The organism is Micromonospora inaquosa, from assembly GCF_003857055.1.
Classification (GTDB): Bacteria; Actinomycetota; Actinomycetes; order Mycobacteriales; family Micromonosporaceae; genus Micromonospora; species Micromonospora inaquosa.
Genome location: NZ_QGSZ01000263.1, coordinates 1 through 19,722 on the forward strand (window position 1 = coordinate 1; position 19,722 = coordinate 19,722).

19 protein-coding genes are annotated in these 19,722 nt (G+C 69.1%); 14 read left to right on the top strand and 5 right to left on the bottom strand.

The features are described from left to right. Positions 1-66: 66 nt before the first annotated feature. Together DLJ59_RS23605 and DLJ59_RS23610 are read right to left on the bottom strand one after the other, a co-directional pair. On the bottom strand, positions 67-717 hold the full coding sequence (locus DLJ59_RS23605; protein WP_124774790.1) for a hypothetical protein: 651 nt from the start codon (positions 715-717) through the stop codon (positions 67-69). 96 nt (positions 718-813) lie between these two features. Beyond that, positions 814-2,052 (bottom strand): MFS transporter, encoded by a 1,239-nt coding sequence (locus DLJ59_RS23610; RefSeq protein ID WP_124774791.1) that lies wholly within the window; start codon positions 2,050-2,052, stop codon positions 814-816. Positions 2,053-2,229: 177 nt separating this feature from the next. On the opposite strand from DLJ59_RS23610, the gene DLJ59_RS23615 reads away from it, so the two are divergent. After that, entirely contained in the window at positions 2,230-2,943 is a 714-nt protein-coding gene (locus DLJ59_RS23615; protein ID WP_124774792.1) for an alpha/beta fold hydrolase, read from the top strand. Between the two features lie 65 nt (positions 2,944-3,008). Here the strand turns inward: DLJ59_RS23615 and DLJ59_RS23620 are convergent, their stop codons facing one another. Further along, on the bottom strand, positions 3,009-4,892 hold the full coding sequence (locus DLJ59_RS23620; RefSeq protein ID WP_158630896.1) for an alpha/beta hydrolase-fold protein: 1,884 nt from the start codon (positions 4,890-4,892) through the stop codon (positions 3,009-3,011). A 237-nt stretch (positions 4,893-5,129) separates the two neighbouring features. On the opposite strand from DLJ59_RS23620, the gene DLJ59_RS23625 reads away from it, so the two are divergent. Beyond that, positions 5,130-5,522 (top strand): nuclear transport factor 2 family protein, encoded by a 393-nt coding sequence (locus tag DLJ59_RS23625; protein WP_124774794.1) that lies wholly within the window; start codon positions 5,130-5,132, stop codon positions 5,520-5,522. A gap of 214 nt (positions 5,523-5,736) precedes the next feature. Beyond that, positions 5,737-6,336, top strand: a complete 600-nt coding sequence (gene wrbA, locus DLJ59_RS23630; RefSeq protein ID WP_341869633.1) for an NAD(P)H:quinone oxidoreductase — start codon at positions 5,737-5,739, stop codon at positions 6,334-6,336. A gap of 93 nt (positions 6,337-6,429) precedes the next feature. Here the strand turns inward: wrbA and DLJ59_RS23635 are convergent, their stop codons facing one another. Next, positions 6,430-7,032: a class I SAM-dependent DNA methyltransferase gene (locus DLJ59_RS23635; protein WP_124774796.1), complete on the bottom strand. Its 603-nt coding sequence runs from the start codon at positions 7,030-7,032 to the stop codon at positions 6,430-6,432. A 53-nt stretch (positions 7,033-7,085) separates the two neighbouring features. Here DLJ59_RS23635 and DLJ59_RS23640 point away from each other — a divergent pair, with 53 nt between their 5' ends. The 4 genes from DLJ59_RS23640 (at position 7,086) to DLJ59_RS23655 (ending at position 9,818) form a co-directional block, all read left to right on the top strand. After that, positions 7,086-7,883, top strand: a complete 798-nt coding sequence (locus DLJ59_RS23640) for a hypothetical protein (RefSeq protein WP_124774797.1) — start codon at positions 7,086-7,088, stop codon at positions 7,881-7,883. A 76-nt stretch (positions 7,884-7,959) separates the two neighbouring features. Beyond that, positions 7,960-8,796, top strand: coding sequence for an alpha/beta fold hydrolase (locus DLJ59_RS23645; RefSeq protein ID WP_124774798.1), 837 nt, complete (start codon positions 7,960-7,962; stop codon positions 8,794-8,796). After that, complete coding sequence (locus DLJ59_RS23650) at positions 8,789-9,379, top strand: TetR/AcrR family transcriptional regulator (protein WP_124774799.1); 591 nt, start codon at positions 8,789-8,791, stop codon at positions 9,377-9,379. Before DLJ59_RS23645 ends, DLJ59_RS23650 begins: the two co-directional genes overlap by 8 nt. A gap of 124 nt (positions 9,380-9,503) precedes the next feature. Continuing rightward, the gene (locus tag DLJ59_RS23655) at positions 9,504-9,818 is read left to right on the top strand and encodes a chorismate mutase (protein WP_124774800.1); all 315 of its coding nucleotides are present in this window, start codon (positions 9,504-9,506) and stop codon (positions 9,816-9,818) included. A 19-nt stretch (positions 9,819-9,837) separates the two neighbouring features. Here the strand turns inward: DLJ59_RS23655 and DLJ59_RS23660 are convergent, their stop codons facing one another. Next, the gene (locus DLJ59_RS23660; protein WP_124774801.1) at positions 9,838-10,722 is read right to left on the bottom strand and encodes an IclR family transcriptional regulator; all 885 of its coding nucleotides are present in this window, start codon (positions 10,720-10,722) and stop codon (positions 9,838-9,840) included. A gap of 69 nt (positions 10,723-10,791) precedes the next feature. Between DLJ59_RS23660 and DLJ59_RS23665 the strand changes: the two genes are divergently transcribed. The 7 genes from DLJ59_RS23665 (at position 10,792) to DLJ59_RS23695 (ending at position 19,717) form a co-directional block, all read left to right on the top strand. Beyond that, positions 10,792-12,039 carry an ABC transporter substrate-binding protein gene (locus DLJ59_RS23665; protein ID WP_124774802.1) on the top strand — a complete coding sequence of 416 codons (1,248 nt, stop codon included), beginning with the start codon at positions 10,792-10,794 and terminating at the stop codon, positions 12,037-12,039. A 75-nt stretch (positions 12,040-12,114) separates the two neighbouring features. Then, entirely contained in the window at positions 12,115-13,068 is a 954-nt protein-coding gene (locus DLJ59_RS23670) for a carbohydrate ABC transporter permease (protein ID WP_124774803.1), read from the top strand. Then, a complete protein-coding gene (locus DLJ59_RS23675) occupies positions 13,065-13,895 on the top strand; it encodes a carbohydrate ABC transporter permease (RefSeq protein ID WP_124774804.1) in 831 nt (276 codons plus the stop codon). The genes DLJ59_RS23670 and DLJ59_RS23675 overlap by 4 nt, the downstream gene beginning before the upstream one ends. 8 nt (positions 13,896-13,903) lie before the next feature. Then, on the top strand, positions 13,904-15,085 hold the full coding sequence (locus tag DLJ59_RS23680) for a mandelate racemase/muconate lactonizing enzyme family protein (protein WP_124774805.1): 1,182 nt from the start codon (positions 13,904-13,906) through the stop codon (positions 15,083-15,085). After that, a complete protein-coding gene (locus tag DLJ59_RS23685; RefSeq protein WP_124774806.1) occupies positions 15,082-16,290 on the top strand; it encodes a fumarylacetoacetate hydrolase family protein in 1,209 nt (402 codons plus the stop codon). Before DLJ59_RS23680 ends, DLJ59_RS23685 begins: the two co-directional genes overlap by 4 nt. Continuing rightward, positions 16,287-17,804: an aldehyde dehydrogenase family protein gene (locus DLJ59_RS23690; protein WP_124774807.1), complete on the top strand. Its 1,518-nt coding sequence runs from the start codon at positions 16,287-16,289 to the stop codon at positions 17,802-17,804. The genes DLJ59_RS23685 and DLJ59_RS23690 overlap by 4 nt, the downstream gene beginning before the upstream one ends. A gap of 329 nt (positions 17,805-18,133) precedes the next feature. Beyond that, positions 18,134-19,717 (top strand): alpha/beta hydrolase-fold protein, encoded by a 1,584-nt coding sequence (locus DLJ59_RS23695; protein WP_158630897.1) that lies wholly within the window; start codon positions 18,134-18,136, stop codon positions 19,715-19,717. The last annotated feature ends 5 nt before the right edge of the window (positions 19,718-19,722 follow it).

A 19,722-nucleotide genomic window follows, 5' to 3' on the forward strand; every position in this document is an offset into this window, starting at 1 on the left:
CATCGCCTACCGTTTGCGCTGGTCAAACTGGCGACGCCGACACCAAGCATGCGCCAAACGAGCCCACTACGCCCGCCGCCTCAACCTCGAATTCCCACCATGATCACGAATGGCGGCTGTCGTACTAGTGCCGGTAGGCCCTTTCGCGAGCGCCAGGACCAACGCCGGTGGCCCCGGTGCGGGACGGTCGGGCGGGCCGGGCCGCTCTGCGGTGCGGGCGGTCGGCGTCGCCCGGCCCCGTTCCGGTGCCCGGCCTCCGGAGGTGCCCTGGGCGCCGCTGCGGGACACCGTCGCTGGCGTGGGCGTCGACGGTGCCGGCGACAGTGGCGAGGCGACGCGGGCAGCCGGCGAAGCCGGGGTCGACGGCGCGGGTGTGGCCTGGGGCGATGACGACGGGGCTCGGGTCGGCCGACTCGACGCGGTGGTGACGGGCTTGGTCGACAGTGTCGGCACCGTAACGGCCGACGGCAGGGGCAGCGGGTTCGTCGACGGTAGTGGCAGAGGTACGACCGCGGTCGGCAACGGCAGCGGGACATCCAGCTGCACCTCGACGACATCGTCCACCGAAACCTCGATGGCCTCCGGTGAGGTGGTGACCTCCACCAGCGGGAGCCGCAACGGCGGCGGCGGGTCGGCGTGGGCGGGGTCGGCACCCAACGCCGCGCCGAGCGCCGCCGCCCCGAGCGCCACCGGGGGGAGGCTGTGCCTCAGCCGCATGCCGTTCCCTGCATGTGCGGGGTCTTGCCCCGGGGAACCGAGGGCTACACCTTCCGTCGATGTCCGCAGTGAGCAATGTGGACCCGCCGAGAGTGTTCACACCCGGGCCTCGGTGGGTGCCGGTGTGGCGTCGAGCGGCAGGTCACGCAGCCGGCGGATCGGCGTCGACAGGTAGATGATCGGGGACAGCACGGTGAGTGCCCCGAAGATCAGCAGGGTGGTGCGGGCACCGAGCGGCCCGGCCAGGATTCCGGCGAGCAGGCCACCCACCGGGATGGCGCCCCAGGAGACGAACTTGACCGTGGCGATCACCCGGGACAGCAGTTCCGGCGGGCTGGCGAGCATCCGGTACGTGCGGGTGGTCACGCTGAGCACCACTGTGGAACTGGCCAGAATGAGGTTCCCGACGACGAAGGCCAGGAATGCGGTGGTGCCGGTGCCCAGCGGGATGATGAGGGCGCCGACCACGCCGACGAAGGCCGCGATGATCAGGCCACGGGCGGTGCCGAAACGGTTGGTGAAGCGGGTCGTCAGCGCGGCGCCGACGAGCGTGCCGAGGCCGTCGGCGGCGATCAGCAGCCCGACCATGAACGGCGGTGCGTGCAGCTCGCGCACCAGGTAGAACGGGAAGAGGGCCAGCATCGCGCCGCTGACGAAGTTCGTCGCCGTGGCGTCCCACATGGCCGGCCCGATGATCGGGTGTCGGAGCACGAAGTGCCAGCCCTCCCGGATCATCGTGACCATCGGTGGCCGCTCGGTCGGTCGCTGCACCCGCCGGGCCGGCAGGGTGCGCAGCAGCACTGCGGAGAGCAGATAGCTGACGGCGTCCACGAGGAGCGTCGGCACCGCACCCAGCACCTGCACCGCGAGACCGCCCAGGGACGGCCCGCCCAGCGCGGTGGCGGCATGCGTACCGGAGGTGAGGCTGTTGCGGGCCTGCAACTGCGCGGCCGGCACGATCTCCGGTAGGAAGGTCTGGTTCGCCACGTCGAACAGCACGTTGGCGAAGCTCACCACCAGGGCGACCGCGATCAGTTGGGCCACCGTCAGCAGGTCGAACCACCAGGCCAGCGGGACCGACGCGATGGCCAGGGCCCGCACCAGGTCCAGGCCGACCTGCATGCCGCGCAGCGGCACGCGCTGCACGATCACTCCCGCCGGCAGGCTGATCAGCAGGTACGCCAGGTAGCTCGCCGCCGTGATCAGGCCCATCTCGAAGGCCGACGCGCCGAGCACGGTCAGCGCGGTCAGTGGTAGGGCCAGCGTGCCGACCGCCGACCCGAGGTGACTTGTCGTGCCGGCGACCCACCACCGCCAGAAAGCAGTAAGTCCCATAATGGAACTCACTATAGGTGTGCCTGGAGAAAGGCGTCGACCCCGCCGCCGCGGGCTCGGCCGACCACGTCGGTCACCAGCCAGTCGGACCGGACGTTTCACCTTCGCGGAACGGGTATCCAGGCGTACCAGTGCGACCGACGGTGAACAGGTTCACGGAGTGAGGGGGCACCTGTCATGCCTGATCCACAGCCCACCATCGTGCTCGTGCACGGCGCGTTCGCCGAGTCGGCGAGCTGGAACGGAGTGCTCGAGCGGCTGGGCGCCGCGTACAACTCCGTGGCCGTCGCGAACCCGCTGCGCAGCGTCGCAGGCGACGCCGCGTACGTGCGGGATGTCGTCCGTGGGATCGGCGGACCGGTCGTCCTCGTCGGTCACTCGTACGGCGGCATGGTGATCACGCAGGCCGCAGACGGCGACACCTCGGTGCGGGCCCTCGTGTACGTCAACGCCTTCGCCCCGGACACCGGTGAGTCGGCGTTGATGCTGTCGGCGAAGTTCCCCGGCAGCACCCTCGCCGACACGCTGGTGCAGTACCCGGTGTCGACCGGTGGCAACGAGGTGGCGATCGGCCAGGACCAGTACCACGCGCAGTTCTGCGCGGACGTGTCGAACAACATGGCCGCGCTGATGGCCCGGACCCAGCGACCGATCACCGAAGAGGGCCTGGGCGGCAAGCTCATCGGCGACCCCGCCTGGCGATCGCTGCCGAGCTGGTTCGTGTTCGGGGACGCCGACAAGAACATCCCGGTCGACGCACACCGGTTCATGGCCGAGCGGGCCAACCCCCGGGGGCAACGCGAGATCGTCGGTGGATCGCACGCGATGGCGGTGGCCCAACCGAGCGAGGTCGCCGAGACGATCATCGAGGCGGTTCGGGGCGTGAGCTGACGGTCCGGACGGGCGGCTGACGGTGGGCCGACGACGAGCGGTCGCCGGCCCACCCGGATTGCTGTCTAGCGGACCCGCAGCTGCTGATGGACCGCTGCGGTGGGGGCGTGCACCGGGTCACCGGAGTAGGCGACGTGCACCGGGTACGTCCCAGCGGAGAGCCCGTCGGTCGGCAGCTCGACGACGACCGCGCCGCCGTGGAGCGCAACGACCTGGGTCGCGCCGGCGAAGGTGACGGCGACTTCGCCGGTCACCTGCGAAGCCTTCGGGTGCGCACGCTGTGCCCGCACGTCGACGGTCAGGGTGAACGTGTCACCGTGGACGACCGAGGCAGGCGCGGCCTTCGCCTTCACCACGACCCGTGCCGGGCCCGGTGGCGTCAGGGTGACCTGGGCGGACCGTGACTTGGTCGGATCGACCACCGACGTCGCCACGACGGTGAGCGACGACGCGGTCTCCGCGGCGGCGACCGAGAGCAGACCCGCCGCGGAGATGGTGGTGTCCGGGGAGGTCGCTCCCTGGACCGACCACGTCACCGCCGGGCTCACCCCCTCGTTGGTCGTCACCTGGGAGGTGAACTGCCTGGCCCAGTTCCAGCCCTTCGTCAGGTTCACCGTCGTGGGCGTCACCGACACGGAGTCGACCCCCGACCACAGGTGATCCCGGGCGAAGATGGTGAACAGTTGGCCGGCCGTCATCCCGTCGTGCGCGCCGGGGACCTGGGTCGTCGCGGCTGCGTAGCCCCGGGCCCGGAAGTTGTCCGCGATGGCGTTCTGGGCGTTGAGGTTGCCCTCGAAGACGCCGTTGCCGAGGAAGACGGAGAGCTCATCGTCCCCGACCGCGTTCGCGATGGTGTCGTAGTCCTGGGTGGTGAGGGACGGGTTGCCGGAGAAGTGTCCGTAGAACGCGAAGGTGGTCGGGTAGTTCTTGATGACGACGCCGCCCGTCATCCCGCCGTACGAGAACCCGGCGTAGGCGCGCCCGGAGCGCTCGGTCGAGACGTTGTAGCCGCCCTCGATGAGGGGAAGGATCGTCTGGACCAGGTTGTTGGCCGCGTTGGTCTGGTTGTAGGAGGCGAAGCCGAGGCTGGTGCCCGTGAAGTGGTTGCCCATGGTGACGACCACCGTGGGTTCGATCTCGCCCTTGGCGATCATGTTGTCCAGGATGTTCGGGACGTTCGCGGGGACCATGAAGTCGGTCTCGTCGCCGAAGATGCCGTGGGCGAGATACGCGACCTTGTACGGCTGCGCGCGGTTGGCGTCGTAGTTGGCCGGGAGGTAGACGCCGAGGTAGTGGCCGCTGTCGCCCAGGATGGTGGTGTACGGGATGTACTGGACCGTTCCCCGCTTCGCGCGGTCGGCCACCGGCACCTCGTAGTCCGCACGCTCCTTCAGCACCGGGTCGTTCTGCTTCTCGGCGTACGGCACGTACACGGCATCGAGGACGTCGTTGTTCCTGACCCGGAACGAGGACTCGCCCGGCGGCCGAGGGTTTGTCGAGGCGGGATCCCAGATGCGCTTGTTCTCCCAGCCCTGCGTCGGGTCCCAGACCCGGTACCAGTAGCTGAGACCTCCGGCGTGCAGCGGAACGGAGACCGACCAGTTGCCCTTCGGGTCCCTGGTCATGTCCCGGAGGAACTCGGTGCCTCCGGCGTGGTAGCGCCCCGGCTGCCACTCTTCCGGCTGATAGCGCGTGGTGCCGGTGTTGACGTCGAGCAGCGTCAGGTCTCCGGCAAGGCGTACCTGGGTGGCGTGGGGATTGCGGTAGACGAACGTGACGGTGTAGCCGGTGGGTGAGTTGCGGTCCGCCTTGACGGTCGCGCCCTGAGCGATCGTGGGCCTGCCGGCGGCGGCAGCTGGCGCGGGGACGACGGCCCCCGCCCCGAGTGCCGTGAACGCGAGAATCGAGATCGCAAGCCGGAGCCTGCGTCTCCCGGTCGTTTCCCTCATGCGCGGAGACTCCTCTGTGGTCGCTCGTCGCGGTCTGGCTCGGGCACTGGCAGTCGAGGGCTTCGATGGGACGCTAAATCGAATTAGCATCCGGAAGTGTGGCCGGATACGTCGTTCGATGTCAAGGGTGCCCAGCGTCGGGGCCGGCCGGCGCCCGGTCACCGGGTCGATGGGCGCGGCGCCGGCAGCCTGCGGATTCACCCAACTGGCGGCTGCTCGGGTGGCAAGGTGACCTTCATGAACCGCAAGCACGTCGAGGACTGGCTCGCCGCCTACGAGCAGGTCTGGCGGACGCCGGGTACGGACGCCCTGGTCACGATCTTCACCGCGGACGCGAGCTACCAGCAGGGGCCGTACTGGACGCCCGTCGTCGGCCTGCCGGCCATCGCCGGGATATGGGAGAAGCAGCGCAAGGGTCCCGACGAGGTGTTCCAGATGACCACCGACATCATCGCGGTCGATGGCGACACCGCCGTGTCGCGCCAGGAGGTCCGCTACGGCGACCCGGTCGAGCAGGAGTACCGCGATCTGTGGGTCATGCGGTTCGCCGACGACGGGCGGTGTCGGTCATTCGAGGAGTGGCCGTTCTGGCCGGGACAGCAGCCCGCCGAGCCTTCGGACGGATCGTGACCGGGGAGCCCGCCGAGCTGACCTCACCGAGGTCAGACGGCCATCAGCCAGCATCGGCCCGTCGCGCCGGGGCGCATGGTTCCGTCTGGTGGTGTGCCCCGTCACGGATGTGGGCATGGTCAGGACGTTGGGGTGCAGCGAGGTCGCTGCTACAGTCAAGATTGTTGCGGCCGCAAATTTATCAGCGGCAACTACTTTGTGAAGGATGCTTCCGATGACCAAGCTCTCTGTCATCTACTACTCGTCCACCGGCACCCTGCACGCCATGGCCAAGCGTCTCGCCGAGGCTGGCGAGAAGGCCGGCGCCGAGGTGCGACTGCGTCAGGTCCCGGAGCTCGCCCCGGCCGAGGCCATCGCCTCCAACGCGGCCTGGAGCCAGCACTTCGACTCCACCAAGAACGAGCCGAAGGCGACCGCCGACGACGTCGTCTGGGCAGACGCGGTGCTGTTCGGCACGCCCACCCGTTACGGCAACGTGGCCAGCCAGCTCAAGCAGTTCCTCGACACCCTCGGCCCGCAGTGGGCGCAGGGGCTGCTCGTCGACAAGGTGTATGCCGGCTTCACCGCCTCCATGACCGCCCACGGCGGCCAGGAGTCGACTCTTCTCGCGCTCTACAACACCGTCCACCACTTCGGCGGTCTGGTCGTCGCACCTGGCTACACCGACCCGTTGAAGTTCGTCGACGGCAACCCGTACGGCGTCTCGCACGTCACCGGCGGCAACAACGACGCTCCGCTGGGCGACGCCCAGTTCGCTGCCCTCGACCACATGGCTCAGCGGGTCGTCAAGATCGCCGGGAAGCTCAACGCCTGAGCGCGCTGCCGCCGAGCCGGACGCACGCCTCGACGTGCGCGCAGAGCTGGGCGAGGGCCGGCCTCCCGCGAAGGGGGCCGGCCCTCGGCGCCCTCACACCACGACCGCGGCCATCGCCGCATGGGGTCGGTGCTGGTCGTCGCCGGGTCGGGGTAGGCGTTCGACCTCCCGGAAACCGGCGCGGGTGAGTCGCTCCGAGAACTCGTCGAGCGGCCACCGGTAGGCGGTCACGACCTTGTGGTCGAAGGCGCCGACCTCGTCGGCGGTGAAGGTGCCCAGCACCAACCGTCCCGCCGGGGCCAACACCCGCCGGAACTCCTTGAGTACGCCGTCGAGCTCCGGCGGCGGCAGGTGGATCAACGAGTACCAGGCCAGGATGCCGTCGATGGAGCCGTCGGCGACGTCGAGGTGGGTCAGCGACCCGAGCTGGAAGTCGACGTCCGGGTGGGATGCGCGCGCATGCGCGATGAACTCGGGGACCAGGTCGATGCCGGCCGCGTCGACGCCCAGCGCTCGAAGGTAGCCGGTGATGTGGCCGGGTCCGCAGCCCAGATCGAGGACCGGGCCCGCTCGACCCGTCAGGTGGCGCTCGATGAAGGCGAGGTCGTCCGGGTGTACCTGCTCACTGGTGCCGAACATGCTGATGTAGAGCTCCGCGACGGACGTGTAAGCCTGCCGCACCGTGTCCGTTTCCATCGCGGCACTATACGGGTCCCCAAGCCTTGCTTAACTCGCCTACCGTGACGTCCATGACACGTCGAGCCGCGCTGGCCGGCATTTCTGCGGGCCTTCTCCTGCTGGTTTGCTGGATGGGCACGCGGACGGAGGACGAACCCGAACCTCGAACTGCCCCCCGGACGACCGCCAGCGCTGATGTGGCCAGCGCTGATGCTTCCACGACCGCCGAGGCGATCGGTCTGCTGCGGGCGGGCACGGCGTTCGTCAATCAGACGAGTTATCGCAGCGACGTCGATATCGCCAGTCAGATCGCGTCACTGTCGCACACCGACACCGTCAACAAGCGGATGCACACGACGATCACGGCACCGGGTGGAACGATCGAGATCCGGATGATCGACGATGACGTCTACCTGAACCCCGGCCAGCTCCTTCAGGGCGTGGGCGACGAATGGCTGGTCCTCGACCCGGCTCGGGTGCCGTCGGACTTCGCTCTGAGCTTCGCGCCGGGCAAGAACGACTCCGGCGGCTCGGCTCGCCTCATCGCCGCGATCGTCACCGCCCGTGCGGACGGCGGTCAGATCACCGGGACGATCGACGTGACCCGGATCGGCGCCGGTAACGGGATCAGTTTCCGGCCCGGTCCCGGTGGTGTTTTCCCGGACAGCGCACGAAGCCACGCGTTCCGGGCAACGCTGGACGCCGAGGGTCGGCTGGTCAGCTTCCTGTTGCCGGAGGCCAGCGGGTTGCCCAACGCGTCCCTGCGCTACAGCGACTTCGGCACGACAGTCACTGTCGTACGGCCGTCCGGCGCCGTCGTCGCCCCTGATGCCGTCTATCCCCAGCTCGGCATGGGTGGGGGCCGGTAGCGGCGTCAGGTACTTGCGCCCTCTGGCTAATGGGGTTAGCCTCTAGCTAATCGCATTAGCCAGTCTTGGAGGCGTCATGACCGAATACCTGGGCATTGCCGGCAACACCATCGCCTACGAGGTGACCGGGCAGGGGCCACTTGTCGTTCTGGCGCACGGCATGGGCGACAGCCGGCACTCCTACCGGTTCGTCGCACCCGCTCTGGCCGCGGCCGGGTACCGGGTCGCCAACGTCGACATTCGCGGCTGCGGCGACTCCAGCCTCGGCTGGGACGACTACAGCCGCACCGACATCGCCGGCGATCTCGTTGCCGTCGTCCGCCACCTCGGTGGCCCGGCCGTGATCATCGGCCAGTCGATCAGCGGCGGCGCCGCGACCATCGCGGCGGCCACCGCGCCCGAACTGATCACCGGCGTCATCGAGTTGGCGCCGTTCACCCGCGCACAGTCCGTCGACCTTGCCGGGTTGGTGCGGGTGAAGCGCTTCCGGGCCGGCTACCTCCAACTGGCGCAGGTGCTCCTGCGGGGCAGCCTGGCGAACTGGCGCAAGTACCTCAACGTGGCGGTCCCGACCAAGCCCGCCGACTGGGACAGCGAGCTGGCACGCATCGAGGCCAAGATGAGTGAGCCCGGCCGGATGAAGGTCCTCCAGGCCATGGCCAAGACCAGCGCGGGCGACGCCGGTCGGCAACTGCCCAACGTCACCTGCCCGGTCCTGGTGATCCAGGGGAGCGTCGACCCCGACTGGGCCGACCCACGGGCCGAGGGCGAGCGCATCATCGCCGACCTGCCGCGAGGGCTCGGCGAGCTGGCTGTCATCGAGGGCGCGGGACACTACCCGCACGTTCAGACGCCCGACGAGGTCGTCGCCCTGGCCCTGCCCTTCCTCGCCCGGACGCTGATCAGTGCCTAAGGCTCGGCTCACCCCGGCGTCGGTCACCGAAGCCGCAGCCGCGCTGGTCGACGAGGTCGGCTTCGACAACCTCAGCATGGGCCTGCTCGCCGAACGGCTCGGGATCAAGACCCCCTCGCTCTACAAACACGTCAGCAGCCAGGCCGACCTGGCGCACCGGATCGCCATCCTGGCCATGACCGAGGCCGGCGCTGCCATCCGCGACGCCATTCAGGGGCGGTCCGGCAGTGCTGCCCTCGCCGCGGGCGCGCAGGCGATGCGGACGTACGTGCGGGAACACCCCGGCCGGTACGCGGCGGCGAACGCCACTCGCGCGACCGGCCCCGACGACCCGTTCATTCCGGCAAGCGAGCGGGTGCTCGCCTCCTGGGCGGCCATGCTGAGCGGGTACGGGCTGGACCCCGCTCAGGAGATTCACGCCATGCGGACGCTGCGCAGTGTCGTGCACGGGTTCGCGACCCTGGAGGCGGCCAGCGGGTTCCAGATCGACGCGTCCGTCGACGAGAGCTTCACCTGGTTGGTCGACTTCATGGATCAGGGCCTCCGCGCCTGCGCCACCATCGGCAGCGCCGTCACCCGCTGACGCCGGTTCGCGTTGTTCGCGATCGACGGGTCGGCGGAGTCGGTGCCCAGCCCGATGTGCGGGTGGACGACCGGCCCGGCCGCGCGTCGCCTGATCGGGTTGCCGTCGTGCGAGGATTTCCGGCGTGGCAGAAACCGCAGCGACGCTCGGCGAGATCCGCGCGCGCATCGACGAACTGGACGGGAACCTGGTTGGTCTGCTCGCCCGGCGCGAGGCGCTGGTCCGGCAGGCCGCCCCGCTCAAGAGCGACGGTCAGGCGGTCCGTGCGCCGGAGCGGGTGGCGCAGGTGGTGGCCCGGGTCCGCGCGCTGGCCAGCGAGGCCGGCGCCGACCCGGACCTGATCGAACGGATCTACCGGGGCATGATCCAGGCCTTCATCGAGATGGAGACCGACGAGCACCACCGAATCAGCGGCGGGTCGGCACCGAGAACGCGGTGATCGGCCGGGATACGCGGGTTCAGGTCGCGGAGCGGTCCACACCGTCCGGGCTCGCCACGGACGGCGGAGCGTAGCCGAGCTCGTACGAGATCTTGTTGGCGGTCTCCAGGAGCAGCGGAAGGTTGCTCTTCAGCTGGTCGAGGCTTGCGATGACCTCGATCGCCGTGATCGAGGCGGCGGCGATGACCTGCCCCCGCGAATCCCTGATCGGCGCGGCCACGCACATCACGTAGGCGTCGTGCTCGCCGTTGTCCATGGCCCAGCCGCATACCTGGATGCGGGCAAGTTCGGCTTCCAGCGCGTCGTGGTCGGTGAAGGTGGTGTCGGTGAATCTCTCGAAGACGACGTGGGAGAGCAGGCGGTCGCGTTCCTGCCGGGGCAGGTAGGCCAGGATCGTCTTGCCGACGGCACTCGCGTAGATCGACACCGCGCGTCCCACCCGAGACGGCAGCTTGACGGCGTCGAACGCCGGGCTGTCCACCTTGTCGATATAGATGATCTCGTCGCCGGTCAGTTGCGCCAGGTGTACGGTGTGGCCGGTCTCGCGTTGCAGCGCACGGAGGTGTGCGGCCGCGGGCTGGCGGAGGTCCATCGAGCCGAGCGCGAGCTCGGACAGTTCGATCAGGCCGCTGCCGAGCACGTAGGTGCCCGCGCCGGTCCGGCGGACGAAGCGCGCGGACTCCAGTGTCTGCAGGATGCGCAGGGCTGTGGACTTGTGGACGCCGAGCACGTCCGCAGCCTCGGTAAGGGACAGCGGGTGCTCCGCGGATCGACGGATGAGGTCGATCGCGCGGCGAATCGATTGCGCCAAGGCTGTGTCTCCCCTCGCGCGACGGGCAGCGCCGTCGCTCTCATTGCACATTGTGCAATATAGATGACGCGATGCGCAATCGCCACTTGACACCGTTGCACATGGCGCTACGATCGTTGCAATTTCATCCGCTCGACGCCAACTCGTAACAGTGGAGTAACGATGGGTAATCAGCGCTCTCACTTCGGCATCGCCAGGGCGACATGTGCCCTCGGCTTGGTTGCCGCTCTCTTGACCGGTTGCGGCTCGGACGGCGACTCCGGCGACGGCGTCACCAAACTGACCTTCGCCGCCTCGACCTTCGGTGACCCGGGCCGCGGGCCCCTGTTGACGAAGTGGCTCGATGAGTTCAATCAGAGCCAGACCAAGGTTCAGGTCTCCGCCGCCGCGGTGCCGTACCCGACCTTCGGCCAGACCGTGCTCACCCAGATGGGCAGCGGCAAGGGCCCCGACCTGGTCCGCTTCGACATGCCCGAGTTCGAGGCGGCCTCGGACGCCGGCCTGGTCGCACCGCTGGACAAGGTGATCGACGCCAGCAAGTACGACCTGCTCAAGCAGCCGGACCAGTTCATGGTCCACGACGGTGTCCGACACGGCGTCATCTTCGAAGCGTCGAACTACGCGATGTTCTACAACGCGGACCTGATCCCGACGCCGCCGACCACCTACGAGCAGTTCACCGCGACGGCCAAGTCGCTGACCAAGGGCGACGTCTTCGGTCTGGCGTTCCGGCAGACCGAGGCCGAAGAGGCCGGCGTCTGGCAGGACATCTTCAACTACGTCTACGGCTTCGGCGGCGCATGGTCCGACGGTAAGAACCTGACGATCAACTCGCCCGAGAACCTCAAGGGCCTGCAGGCGTTCAAGGACCTCTACGACGCGAACGTGATCCCGCGCGGAGCGGACGCGGCGACGTTCCGGCGGATGTTCGCCGAGGGCAAGGTCGGGATGGAGCTCAACAACGGCGGCTACGTGACCGCCACGCGCGGCCAGAACGCCAAGCTGAACTTCAGCGTCGCACCCATCCCGTTCCCGGTCCGCAAGCAGGGCGCGATCCTCGCACCAATCGTGATCAACGAGGCGAGCGAGGGCAAGGAGGAGGCGGGCACCTTCATCAAGTGGGCGCTGGAGCCGCAGAACCAGGTCAAGCTGCAGGAGATCCTCGGCGCGAGCAGCGTCGCCACCACCACGCAGCGCAGCGCGGAGACGCTCAAGCAGACCCCGTTCCTCACCGTCTTCGACGGGCTCACCGAGACCAGCCTGCCGCAGATCGTCTTGGGGTTCGAGGCCAAGACGCCGGACATCCGCAAGGTGGTCGTGCAGAACGTGGTCGCGGCACTGCAGGGCAAGGCCGACCTGAAGTCGGCCCTGGATCGCGCCCAGCAGCAGGCGACCGAACTGGTTCGCTGACCGCTCGACACGGCGACGCTGCCGGCGCGACGATCCGTGCGCCGGCAGCGTCCTTCCCCAGAAGGATCGAACCCGATGACTGTGGTCGAGCAGACCGGAGCACCGAAGACAACACCCCCAGGCCGGGCCCGGCGTCGGCCCAGCCCGCTGGGTAGCAAGTGGACGCCGTACCTGTTCCTGGCACCCGCCGCTCTGTTCATCCTCGTCTTCCAGGCGGTACCCCTCCTGCAGGAGGTGTACCTCAGCTTCACCAGGACGCGGCTGCTCAATCCCACCCGCAGCGAGTGGGTCGGGCTCGACAACTTCAACCGGATCTTCGGCGACCCCGAATTCCACCGCACCCTGCTGATCACCGTCATCTACGTGATCACCTGTGTCGTCGTCGCGATCGGTGCCGGGCTGGTCGTCGCGCTCCTGCTCAACAAGAAGTTCCGGGGCCGTGGCGTGGCGCGGGCGCTGGTGACCGTCCCCTGGGCCGCCCCCGGAATCGCGGTCGCGCTCATCGCCACCTGGATGCTCAACGCGCAGTACGGCATCGTGAACCGCTTCCTCGACGCCGTGGGGCTCGGTGTGCCCGGCGGTGCCATCCTGGACAGCCCGCGCTACGCGCTTCCGGCGGTGCTCGCGACGACCATCTGGCAGCTGTTCCCGTTCACCTCAGTGGTGCTGCTCTCCGCGCTGCAGTCTGTTCCGCAGGACCTCAACGAGGCCGCGACGGTGGACGGCGCCGGACGGTGGGCCACCTTCCGCGCGGTCACCTGGCAGGTCATCAAGCCGACAGTGGGTCTGTTGGCCCTGCTGATGACGATCTGGTCGCTGCGGCGATTCGAGCTGATCTGGCTGATGACCAAGGGTGGACCGGTCGGATCCACCGAGACGCTCGTCATCGACCTCTACTCGCAGGCGTTCGACTCGAAGGAACTCGGATCGGCGGCGGCCATCGGAATGGTCGGCGTCGTCATCTCGCTCATCGTCATCATCGGCAGCCGCCTCGTCGCCCGTGCCGTGGAGAAGGGGGACGTCCGATGAGGCGCTTCCGTTTCGGTGTCACCGCACGGATCATCGCCGTGCTCGTCGTGCTCGGTGTCGCGGTGTTCCCGCTGTACTGGATGTTCGTCACTGCGCTGTCCAGCAACAGCGACCTCTTCGCCGACCAGCCCCGGCTCACGCCGGACCTCGGCCAGTTCGGGGTCTTCGTGGACGCGCTGGCCGAGGGCAAGGCGGCCGGATGGCTGCTCAACAGCCTGATCATCGCCGTCGGCACCATGGTTGTCTCCGTCGGTCTGGGCATCCCGCTCGGCTACGCGCTGTCCCGGTTCTCGTTCTGGGGTAAGGCGGTGGTGACCGTCGTGCTGCTGTTCACGCAGATGCTTCCCGAGGCGCTCATGGTCGTCCCGCTGTTCGCGCTGTTCCGCCGCTTCGAACTGCTCGACTCGCTGACCGGTCTCGTCCTGGTGAACTCCGCCTTCGTCCTGCCGATCGTCGCGCTGATCCTCAAGGGCGCCATCGACGGCATCCCGAAGGAGTTGGAGGAGGCCGCGCGTGCCGACGGTGCCCGGCCCTTCACCACCCTGACCCGCATCAACGTGCCGCTCATCGCGCCGTCGATCGCGGCCACCGCGGTCATCGCCTTCTTCCACGCCTGGAACGAGTACGTGTTCGCGGTGACGTTCATCTTCAACCCCGACCTGCAACCTGCCTCCGTCGGCATCGCGAACTTCATCGGCGAGCTGGGAACACCGATCCAGACGGTGATGGCCGTCGCCTTCCTGTTCACACTGCCCGCCGTCGCCTTCTACCTGTTGGTCCAGAAGTACGTGGTGTCCGGCATGACCGCCGGTGCGGTGAAGGGTTGAGCCGAAAGATGAAGATCGTCGCTGTCGACACACTGGTCGTCGACTTCTACCGCACGAACCTCGTCATCGTGCGGGTGCACACCGACGAGGGGATCATCGGGCTCGGTGAGGCCACCCTGGAGGGCAAGGAACGCGCCGTCCAGGGTGCGATCGCCGAGCTGGCCGAGGCGGTGGTGGGCCTCGATCCCACCAGCATCTCGAAGATCCTGTACGAGACCGCGCGGGACTGGTACTGGCGTGGTGGTCCGGTCATCATGACCGCGTTGAGCTCGCTGGAGATGGCCCTGTGGGACATCTCGGCACGCGAGCTCGGCGTCCCGGTCTCCCGGCTGCTCGGCGGTGCGACCCGGGACCGGGTCCGCGCGTACGCGAATGGCTGGTTCTCCGGTGCCGTCACCCCGGAGGACTACGCGGCCGCCGCGCGCCGGACGGTGGAGTCCGGCTTCCGGGGCCTCAAGTGGGACCCGTTCGAGAACTACGACCTGACCATCACCACCGCGCAGTTGGACCGGGTGCTCGCCCAGATCGACGCCGTCCGGGGGGCGGTGGGCCGCGATGTCGAGCTGTTCGTCGAGGGGCACGGCCGCTTCGACGTCCGCCACGCCATCAAGGTCGCCAACGAGATCGCCCAGTTCGACCCGGTGTGGTTCGAGGAGCCGTGCCCACCGGACAACCTCGACGCGCTCGTCGACATCCGTCGCGCGTCGCCGGTGCCGATCGCGGCGGGGGAGCGGTGGTACGGCCGGCAGGGCTTCGCTCCGGCGCTGGCCCGCCAGGCCGTCGACTTCGTCCAGCCCGACGTGACGCACGCGGGCGGGATCGCCGAGCTGGCCTTCATCTCCACGCTCGCCGCGACCAGCTACGTGGGCTTCGCGCCGCACAACCCGAGCGGTCCACTCAGCACTGCCGCCACGCTGCAACTCGGGGCGACGCTGCCCAACTTCCGGTACCTGGAGATCATGGCGACCGACGTGCCGTGGCGTCCGGAGATCACCAACGAGCGGTTGGTGCTGACCGAGGACGGCGACATCCTCATCCCGACCGGAGTGGGCCTGGGCATCGAGGTTGATCTCGCCGCGGTCGAACAGCACCCGTTCACCCCGCACCCGCTGCGGATGTTCCAGGACGCCGTCTACGACATCCGTCCCCGCGACGAGCGGTCCTTCTTCAACCTGGAGAGCGACTCATGACGGTGCCACGGCCGCGAGGGCTGGCCGCAGGTGCGGACTGGGTCGGCACCGCCGCCGAGGCGTTGCCGGACGACTCCGACAGCGTCCTCATCGGCCGGATCTGGGATCCGGCCGGCGACGGCCCTTCGCCGGTGACCGTCCGCGACGGCGAGGTCATCGACATCAGCCACAGTTTCCCGACCGTCCGCGACATCTGCGAGCTGCCCGACCCCGCCGCGACGGTGGCCGGGCTCGACGGGCCGAGGGTGGGCGACTTCGGGGAGATACTGGCCAACACGGGGGCCGCGACCCGGGACGGTAACCGCCCCTGGTTGCTTGCCCCGGTCGACCTACAGGCGCTCAAGGCCGCCGGCGTGACCTTCCCCATCTCCATGATCGAACGGGTGATCGAGGAGCGAGCGCGGGGAGACCTGGCGCTGGCGGCGGAGATCCGTCAGCGGATGCTCGCCGACGTCGGCGTCGACCTGCACAGCCTTTCGGCGGGTTCGCCGGAGGCGGATCGGCTCAAGAGCCTGCTGGTCGCCGAGGGCATGTGGAGTCAGTACCTGGAGGTGGGGATCGGCCCGGACGCCGAGATCTTCACCAAGGGGCAGATTCTCTCCGCCGTCGGCACCGCCGTTCCGGTCGGCGTGCTCGCCGCGTCGACCTGGAACAACCCGGAGCCCGAGGTCACGCTCATCATCCAGTCCAGCGGCCGGGTCGTCGGCGCCACCCTCGGCAACGACGTGAACCTGCGCGACATCGAGGGCCGCTCGGCGCTCCTGCTTCCGCTGGCGAAGGACAACAACGCCTCCTGCGCCCTCGGCCCGATGATCCGGCTCTTCGACGACCGGTTCGACATGGATCGGGTACGCGAACTCGAGGTGCGCCTGGATGTTCGCGGCGTGGACGACTTCCACCTGGAGGCGGTCTCGGAGATGACCCGGATGTCGCGCGATCCGCAGGAACTGGTCCGGCAGCTGATCGGACCGCACCACAACTATCCCGACGGCGCGGCCCTGATGCTCGGCACCATGTTCGCGCCCATCCAGGACCGGGACCGCCCCGGCGAGGGTTTCACCCACAAGGTCGACGACGTGGTACGGATCAGCTGCCCGGCGCTCGGCACCCTGGTCAACCGGGTGCGGCACGCGGAGGAGTGCGAGCCCTGGCACTTCGGCGTCCGCGATCTGATGGGCAATCTGGTAAGGAGAGGACTGCTGTGAACGTGGTCATCACGGTCGATCCGCGCGACGGTCAGCGTCGCGCGACGGATCTCACCGAGACCGACGAGTCTCGGCTGGAGGTGATCGCCGGTCAGGCGTCCCGGGCGGCGCAGTGGCTGGCCGCCCGCGGCCGGCTCGGCCGCGCGGAGTTGCTGGACGCGATCGCCGCCTCGCTGGAGGCCCACCGGGTGGACCTGGTCGCTGCCGCCGAGGCGGAGACCGGGCTGAGCCACGCGCGACTCGACGGGGAACTCACCCGGGCGGCGGTCCAGTTCCGGATGTTCGGCGAGGTGCTGCGCGACGGGGCGTACGTCGAGGCGGCCATCGACCACGCCGCCGACACACCGCTCGGACCCGGCCCGGACGTGCGGCGGATGCTCGTACCCCTCGGGCCGGTCGCCGTTTTCGGGGCCAGCAACTTCCCGTTCGCCTTCTCGGTCGCGGGCGGTGACACGGCCGCCGCGCTCGCCGCCGGGTGTCCGACGATCCTGAAGGCCCACCCGTCGCATCCGCTGACCTCGCAGGCCTCCGCCGCCGCGATCGAGTCGGCCGTCCGCGACCTCGGCGGGCCCGAGGGAGTCGTCGCGCTCGTGTACGGGGAGCAGGCCGGCCGTTCGCTGGTGCGCCACCCGGCGGTCCGCGCGGCAGCCCTGACCGGCTCGGTCGGCGCCGCCCGCGCCATCCAGGCGGCCATCGACGAACGGCCCGACCCCATTCCGCTGTACGCCGAACTGAGCAGCGTGAACCCGATCGTCATCCTGTCCGACGCGGCCGCCGCCCGGGGAGAGCAGATCGCCGAGGGGCTGTTCGGCTCCTTCACGAGCTCGGGCGGTCAGCTGTGCACCAAGCCCGGCCTGGCGTTCATCCCGTCGGATCCGGGCGGTGACCGGCTGGTCGACGCGCTGCGGGCGAGAGTCGACTCGTCGGGTGGCACGGTCCTGCTCAACGAGCGCATCCGGGACGCGTACGAGAACCGGGCCACGGAGTTCGAGCGGGCCGGCGCTCGGGTTTCGGCACGGCCACAGGTCGACCGCGGCGCGGGCTTCACGGTGGCCCCGACCCTCCTGGAGGTCGGCCTCTCCGGTCTGACCGCCGAGATCGCCGACGAGTGCTTCGGTCCGCTCCTGGTCGTGGTCCGGTACGACGGCGACGCCGACCTCGACGCCGCGCTGGCCGCCGTCCCGCCGTCGCTGACCGGCTCGCTGCACCGTGGACCGAACGACGACGCCGACGTCGTACGCCGCCTGGTCGACGTGCTCGCCGCCCGCGCGGGGCGCATCGTCTTCGACGGCTACCCCACCGGTGTGCGGGTGTCGTGGGCCCAGCATCACGGTGGACCCTGGCCGTCGACCAACGCCGTGCACACGTCGGTGGGCGCCACGTCGATCCGACGGTTCCTCCGCCCGTTGGCGTGGCAGGACGCCCCGGCCTGGGTCCTTCCCGAGGAGTTGCGAGACGAGTACACCGCCATTCCCCGGCGAGTCGATGGGAGGTTGGCGCCAGCGGCCGAATAACCGGATCCGCCGGCCATTTTCCGGGTGCGTTTCCGCGCCACCTGTGGCTGGTGCGCGAATTCATTGACGAGATTGACACGACAGTGCATTCGCGCGCCAGTCGTTCTGGTGTCGCTGAAGCGCGCCCGAATTGTTTTTGGTGCAATTTTTGGCCTGGTTCATGAATCAGTCTTGACCGTCTATGCAATTCATGGTTTTGTTTTCGACAGGGAACGATGTTAGCGCTCGCATTGCTGCATCGCCCGTTACTGGTATCCCTTCGCCTCACCATCGAATGGTCGGTCGGCCGCTCGGTGCGGTCTGACCACAAGCCGAAGAGGGAGCAGGACATGCCCGTTGCACTTCCCCGTCCCCTGATGCCGGCACCGACGCGCCGGCTGATGCTCGCGCTGCTCGCCGCCATCACCGTCACGGCCGGGACGGTCGCCGCCCCGGCGGCCTCGGCCGCACCGCCGGCGCCGCCCGCGCCGCTGGGCCCGACCGTCACCCGCACCGACCAGGCCCCGACCGGGTACACCGTCACCTTCCGGTACCAGGCGCCCGAGGATGTCCAGCAGGTCCACGTCTACGGCGACTGGTTCTACTCCCGACCGGAGAACATCGACTGCCAGGACTGCGGCGACGCGCGACCGCCCGCCGAGTGGCAGCCCGGCGACGTCGCGGCCACCCCGTGGCACATCCAGGCCATGCGGAAGGGTCCCGACGGGGTGTGGACCTTCACCACTCCGCTGCCGGCCGGCACCTTCCGCTACGCGTTCACCCACGACTGCACCAACGAACTCGCCACCGGCTGCGCCTTGCACGACGACCCCGCCAACCGGTGGCAGATCCAGCCGCAGTACCCGGGAGCGCCCGGCGCGGTACGCAGCACGATCTACGTCCCGGCCAGCAAGAAGTTCCCCACGTACGACACCGGCTACCAGGCGCCGGTGGCCAAGGTCGGCCAGCTGGAGTCCCGGCGGTACACCTCGCCGCTGTCGACCAACCCGGCGGGCGTCCACGACATCGTCGTCTACCTGCCGCACGGCTACGACCCGAACCGGGCCACGCCGTACCCGACCCTCTACCTGAGCCACGGCAGCGGCGACCACTCGACCGCCTGGACGATGCAGGGCGTGGCCCACCTCATCCTGGAGAACGCGATCAAGGACCGGGCGGCGCAGCCCATGGTGATCGTCTCCACCGACTTCAACGGCCTCCCCGGTGGCAACGAGGGCTACGTCAACGAACTGCGCAACAACATCTTCCCGTTCGTCGAGCAGAACTACCACGTCTCGGCCCGGCCGCAGGACCGCGCGTTCGCTGGCTTCTCCGCCGGTGGCAGCCGGGCGTACACCATCATGTACAACCACACCGACCTGTTCGGCTACCACGCGGCGTGGAGCGCGGGCGGCCCGGCAGCCACCCAGGCGCAGGTCGACAGCATGAAGGCGGTGGCCGGCGGCATCATGATCGGCACCGGGCTCCAGGACCGCCTGGGCAACATCGCCGAGAACTCGCAGCGCAACGCCGCCGCGCTGCGGGCCGCCGGGGTCGAGTTGGACGAGTTCAACGTGCCGGGCGTACACACCTGGCACGTCTGGCGTCCGCTGCTGGACCACTACCTGCGCACCCTGACCTTCCGGTCCACCACGACCGATCTCGACGTCACCACGTCATCGGCGGGCGCGTCGCACATCACGAAGGTCACCGCCACCGCGACGGTTGGCGCGGTCAGCGCCAGCACGTCGGCGCCCTCCGGCACCGTCGACTTCTTCGCCGGTGACACGCACCTCGGGTCGGCCCGGGTGCATGACGGTGTCGCCCAGCTGAAGAAGACCGTCCATGGTGAGCTGAACGCGCCGGTGGTCGCCCGCTACCAGGGCGACAAGCTCTTCAACGATTCCGAGAGCGCACCGGTCGACGCCCGGTAGCCCTG

Bases quoted from the DNA above. Each gene is read 5' to 3' on its own strand.
- DLJ59_RS23605 (WP_124774790.1), bottom strand. From the start codon at position 717: ATGCGGCTGAGGCACAGCCTCCCCCCGGTGGCGCTCGGGGCGGCGGCG.
- DLJ59_RS23610 (WP_124774791.1), bottom strand. From the start codon at position 2,052: ATGGGACTTACTGCTTTCTGGCGGTGGTGGGTCGCCGGCACGACAAGT.
- DLJ59_RS23615 (WP_124774792.1), top strand. From the start codon at position 2,230: ATGCCTGATCCACAGCCCACCATCGTGCTCGTGCACGGCGCGTTCGCC.
- DLJ59_RS23620 (WP_158630896.1), bottom strand. From the start codon at position 4,892: ATGAGGGAAACGACCGGGAGACGCAGGCTCCGGCTTGCGATCTCGATT.
- DLJ59_RS23625 (WP_124774794.1), top strand. From the start codon at position 5,130: ATGAACCGCAAGCACGTCGAGGACTGGCTCGCCGCCTACGAGCAGGTC.
- wrbA (WP_341869633.1), top strand. From the start codon at position 5,737: ATGACCAAGCTCTCTGTCATCTACTACTCGTCCACCGGCACCCTGCAC.
- DLJ59_RS23635 (WP_124774796.1), bottom strand. From the start codon at position 7,032: ATGGAAACGGACACGGTGCGGCAGGCTTACACGTCCGTCGCGGAGCTC.
- DLJ59_RS23640 (WP_124774797.1), top strand. From the start codon at position 7,086: ATGACACGTCGAGCCGCGCTGGCCGGCATTTCTGCGGGCCTTCTCCTG.
- DLJ59_RS23645 (WP_124774798.1), top strand. From the start codon at position 7,960: ATGACCGAATACCTGGGCATTGCCGGCAACACCATCGCCTACGAGGTG.
- DLJ59_RS23665 (WP_124774802.1), top strand. From the start codon at position 10,792: ATGGGTAATCAGCGCTCTCACTTCGGCATCGCCAGGGCGACATGTGCC.
- DLJ59_RS23670 (WP_124774803.1), top strand. From the start codon at position 12,115: ATGACTGTGGTCGAGCAGACCGGAGCACCGAAGACAACACCCCCAGGC.
- DLJ59_RS23675 (WP_124774804.1), top strand. From the start codon at position 13,065: ATGAGGCGCTTCCGTTTCGGTGTCACCGCACGGATCATCGCCGTGCTC.
- DLJ59_RS23680 (WP_124774805.1), top strand. From the start codon at position 13,904: ATGAAGATCGTCGCTGTCGACACACTGGTCGTCGACTTCTACCGCACG.
- DLJ59_RS23685 (WP_124774806.1), top strand. From the start codon at position 15,082: ATGACGGTGCCACGGCCGCGAGGGCTGGCCGCAGGTGCGGACTGGGTC.
- DLJ59_RS23695 (WP_158630897.1), top strand. From the start codon at position 18,134: ATGCCCGTTGCACTTCCCCGTCCCCTGATGCCGGCACCGACGCGCCGG.